The sequence below is a fragment of the Bacillus litorisediminis genome, assembly GCF_022808645.1.
Lineage (GTDB): Bacteria > Bacillota > Bacilli > Bacillales > JC228 > Bacillus_BF > Bacillus_BF litorisediminis.
On record NZ_JAKZKT010000092.1, the window covers coordinates 1 to 4,313 of the forward strand.

A 4,313-nucleotide genomic window follows, 5' to 3' on the forward strand; every position below is an offset into this window, starting at 1 on the left:
AAGAAATGGGAAGGTGGACACATCCAACAATGGGCCATGATCATGAATCAACTATTAGTTCACGACCACCTGAAGAAACGTGTGAAGAAATATCTAGAATAACTTACACACTTTTCTTGACAAGCCCTGTATGCGGGACATTGTTGCGTTTCGCGGTCTGCTTCATATCCGTTCCTGGGGCAGGTTATTTTGATGCTCAGTTCGATTGGTTACTTATGATTGGTTATCAGCGTGCCTGATTTTGGTTAAACAGTGCTGAGTTCGGTTATGCCACCATTGAGTTAGGTTATCTGTTCTTGAGTTCTGTTACCTGCGTGCTAAGTTTGATAAAACGGTTCTAAGTTCTGAAATTGAGTTGCTGATTTTGGTTAAATGATGTCTGAGTCCAGATAAACCATTCTGAGTTCGGTAAAACAGTTCTAAGTTCAGAAAAAACAGCGACATACCGCAAAGAAAACCCTTATTTAATTCATAATCCACCGAATTCACCCGACTCACTCACAAAAACCCTTATAAATCTTCGAAATTTTGTTATCCACAACGATATCAAGTGAATTTCATTGTTTTTATAGATTTTCACAGATTTTATCCACATTATCCACAAACATTTACTAACATATCCACATTATTCACAGAAAATCGTCCGTTTTCCGCTTGTTTTCCACAATTATTAAAAAAAGCACTTCTTGATTATTTGCAAATATCCACATTTTATTCGTTTATTTTAAGCTCAATTGCCACGAGACACCAAACTAATCGGATACCCAGCCAAATCCTTCACTAAATGAATATATATCTAACGGCATCAACACCTGTCCGCCATGGGATAAGGCTTCCAAACAAAAAAACACATAGACTTTCCGATTAAAAGTCCATATGTTTTCTCAACAAACTAATCAATTCATAATTTCAATCGGTAACCCAGGCTGACCATTCATGGCCATTGTTCCGTACTTGCCTTTCCGATAAAGAATGGCTCCAGCCGCTGCAATCATAGCAGCATTATCCGTACATAACGACAATGGCGGAATTATAAGCTCCACACCTGAATGTTGGAATACTTTTTCTAACTCAGTTCGTAAACCTTTATTAGCTGCCACGCCGCCCGCAACTAAAAGCTGTTTTACTCCAAATTGATTAACAGCTTTTTTTGTTTTCGTCACCAATACATCGATTACACTTTGCTGAAAGCTGGCTGCTAAATCCGCTTTGATGATCTCTTCATTTTTCTGCTTAGCGTTGTGGATGGTGTTAATAACCGCTGATTTTAATCCGCTGAAACTGAAATCATAGGAATCTTCATCTAACATCGCTCTAGGAAGCGGATAGGTCGGGGTTCCTTCATGAGCAAGCCTGTCGATATGTGGCCCTCCCGGATACGGCAATTCAAGCATCCTAGCCACCTTATCATAGGCTTCTCCCGCGGCATCATCCCTTGTTTCTCCAATTACTTCAAAATGACCATGCTCCTTCATTAAGATTAATTCTGTATGGCCACCAGATACGACTAGAGATAGCAATGGGAACTTCATTTCATGAATAAGCCGATTGGCATAAATATGACCGGCTATGTGGTGCACGCCAATAACTGGCTTACCGTGGGCAAAAGCTAACGCTTTGGCTGCATTGACTCCTACCAGCAGAGCCCCCACAAGCCCCGGACCTTCGGTAACCGCAACTGCATCCATATCCTCCATACTCAGATTTGCTTTTTTCAATGCCTCTTCAATGACTAAAGTGATTTGTTCCACATGATGTCTGGATGCAATTTCAGGTACTACGCCGCCAAATCTTTTATGACTTTCAATTTGTGACGCTACCACATTTGATAAAAGTTCTGTTTCATTTTTTACAATCGCAGCTGCTGTTTCATCACATGATGTTTCAATTGCCAAGATAATTGAATCGGTACGTTCCATTAAATATTCACCCACATAATTAGTCCATCTTCATTATTATCTGTGTAATAGCCCTTGCGAATACCCCCTGGCTGAAAACCTAGGGACCGGTATAAATTTTGAGCAACAATGTTAGAAACCCTAACTTCTAGGGTGACTACTTTCGCATTATAGCTCTTTGCCAACTGCATCGTTTTTATCAATAATTGTTTCCCAAAACCATGCCCCCGGTAATCGGGAAGTACAGCAATATTCGTAATATGCGCCTCATCCATTACAATCCATACACCACTATATCCTATAACCTTGCCATTAACCTCAACAACCCAATAACGTGCATAAGGATTACTGGTTAGTTCACGAACAAACGCATCCCTTTTCCAGGGGAGGGTAAAGGATTGATGTTCAATTTCCATAATATCATCCAAATCAGCTAAGGTCATAAATCGAAAAAAAGCACTTGAAACTGCTTCATTTTTATTATTCATCATTTTTCCTCGCTTCTCGCCACTTTGCTTCTGCTTCAGCTAATCTTAAATATTGCGGAACAAATGCATGGAGAGCATCGCCTGTTACTCCCTTTTGATCAGCTCCTATTCTAGCTAAGACACTAGGTCTGGGGTTTTGATGAGTAAAAGGAGCGAAGTTTGCTTTTTCCCCTAATACATCAATGATTCTCTCTCGATGAAGCTCCACATCATTTCCTGCAAAAAGGACAGATTCGTTTCGAATTTTTAACTCATTCAATAAATCGGGCAACAATAGGAGCTGATCCTCTAAAACAGAGGTAAGACGTCCGTTTTCAAATTGATAAAGGCCGGTATAAACTTGACTGCGTCTTGCATCAAATAACGGACAAATAATTCCTGGGAAAAACAAATGATCGGCTGCCAAAACTTCTAAACTCGACACCCCAACTAAAGGTACCTTTAAAGTCCAAGCTAAAGTCTTAGCAATGGTAACTCCAATTCGAACTCCCGTATAGGACCCTGGACCATGGGCAACTACAATCTTATCTATATCCGCTGGTGATAGATCGCAGTCCTCTAATAATCTTTGAATCGCTGGCATAACCCGGATCGAATGATTTTTTTTCATATTGGTAATATATTCGCCTATTACTTTTTTGTCATTAATAATGGAAACACCTAAGGCATAATTAGATGTATCAATGGCTAGCACGTTCATGCTGAAGCTCCTCACATAATTCATAGTATCTTTTACCGACAGGAATGAAAGAAAGTTTCCTTCCAGAACCTTCGTACTGTATATGTATAGTTAACCGTTCAGGCGGCAGATACTCTTCAACTAGATGAGCCCACTCCACAACGGTAACTCCTTCTCCATAAACGTATTCATCAAAGCCCAAATCCTCATCGGAATCTTCAAGCCGATAAACATCCATATGATAAAGCGGAATTCTCCCATGATATTCTTTAACTATAGTGAAAGTGGGACTATTCACAACCCTTTGGATTTCTAATCCCTTTGCGATTCCTTTTGTAAAGGTTGTTTTTCCTGCCCCTAGATCACCCTCAAGAGCAATCACATCTTTTGGCTTCAACAAGGTCCCTAGTAATTCACCTAAGGCAATCAGTTCATTTTCATTTTCACAATGGTAACTCTGCTTCATATAACGACTCCTATATAGGTAAAATATAGAATCTATTTCTAACCGTAGTTTACACAATTATTACAATATCCGCAAAAAACAAAGGTGTCGGGTTTATTTTTAGTCAAGTGCAAGACGTCCATATGATTGAAAGTTTACCCAGGAATTCTCTTTCTATAAACTCATTACAATAAGAAAAGCCTAACATGGCCATTGTAGAATTGACTTGATGGCAGTCTTGTCATATAAAATGTGACAGTTCTATGTTTGCGATCGTACTGAACATATAAATGCGAAGAAGTAAATGCCTTTAAATTAAAAAAACGAAACCAGTGAGGTTTCGTTTAGTATTTTAATAGAATGGCGGTCCGGACGGGACTCGAACCCGCGACCTCCTGCGTGACAGGCAGGCATTCTAACCGACTGAACTACCGGACCATAATATTCATTTTGCTTCTTACTTGTATGTATTTGGTATAAGATTGGTTGCGGGGGCAGGATTTGAACCTGCGACCTTCGGGTTATGAGCCCGACGAGCTACCGGACTGCTCCACCCCGCGGTAATAGAAAGTAATTCAATTTTGATTCGTGAAGTGCCGCTTATTCCTCACCTCACGATAATAAAAATATAATTTACTTCGTTCTCTCAAAACTAGATAACGACTAAAGAAAGAGGTAAGGACCAAAATCACCATAAACTTGGTTAAGTCCTCGATCGATTAGTATCTGTCAGCTCCACACGTCACCGTGCTTCCACCTCAGACCTATCTACCTTGTCATCTTCAAGGGATCTTACTTGCATA

The 4,313-nt window shown here is 39.9% G+C and carries 5 protein-coding genes, 2 tRNA genes and 1 rRNA gene; 1 reads left to right on the forward strand and 7 read right to left on the reverse strand.

What is annotated here, in order from left to right; all coding sequences use genetic code 11:
• On the forward strand, positions 1 to 239 hold a 239-nt coding region (locus MLE14_RS21820), incomplete at its 5' end, for a hypothetical protein (RefSeq protein ID WP_243300495.1).
• A 657-nt stretch (positions 240 to 896) separates the two neighbouring features.
• Here MLE14_RS21820 and tsaD read toward each other — a convergent pair.
• The 7 genes from tsaD to MLE14_RS21860 form a co-directional block, all read right to left on the reverse strand.
• Positions 897 to 1,919 carry a tRNA (adenosine(37)-N6)-threonylcarbamoyltransferase complex transferase subunit TsaD gene (gene tsaD / locus MLE14_RS21830; RefSeq protein ID WP_243300491.1) on the reverse strand — a complete coding sequence of 341 codons (1,023 nt, stop codon included), beginning with the start codon at positions 1,917 to 1,919 and terminating at the stop codon, positions 897 to 899.
• Positions 1,919 to 2,386, reverse strand: coding sequence for a ribosomal protein S18-alanine N-acetyltransferase (rimI, locus tag MLE14_RS21835; RefSeq protein WP_243300492.1), 468 nt, complete (start codon positions 2,384 to 2,386; stop codon positions 1,919 to 1,921). The genes tsaD and rimI overlap by 1 nt, the downstream gene beginning before the upstream one ends.
• Positions 2,379 to 3,086, reverse strand: a complete 708-nt coding sequence (tsaB, locus tag MLE14_RS21840) for a tRNA (adenosine(37)-N6)-threonylcarbamoyltransferase complex dimerization subunit type 1 TsaB (protein WP_243300493.1) — start codon at positions 3,084 to 3,086, stop codon at positions 2,379 to 2,381. Before tsaB ends, rimI begins: the two co-directional genes overlap by 8 nt.
• The gene (tsaE, locus tag MLE14_RS21845) at positions 3,067 to 3,531 is read right to left on the reverse strand and encodes a tRNA (adenosine(37)-N6)-threonylcarbamoyltransferase complex ATPase subunit type 1 TsaE (RefSeq protein WP_243300494.1); all 465 of its coding nucleotides are present in this window, start codon (positions 3,529 to 3,531) and stop codon (positions 3,067 to 3,069) included. The genes tsaB and tsaE overlap by 20 nt, the downstream gene beginning before the upstream one ends.
• A gap of 340 nt (positions 3,532 to 3,871) precedes the next feature.
• A tRNA-Asp gene (locus MLE14_RS21850) sits at positions 3,872 to 3,948 on the reverse strand.
• Positions 3,949 to 3,993: 45 nt separating this feature from the next.
• Positions 3,994 to 4,070: transfer RNA gene (locus tag MLE14_RS21855), tRNA-Met, on the reverse strand.
• Between the two features lie 139 nt (positions 4,071 to 4,209).
• A 23S ribosomal RNA gene (locus MLE14_RS21860) occupies positions 4,210 to 4,313 on the reverse strand; the annotation flags it as partial.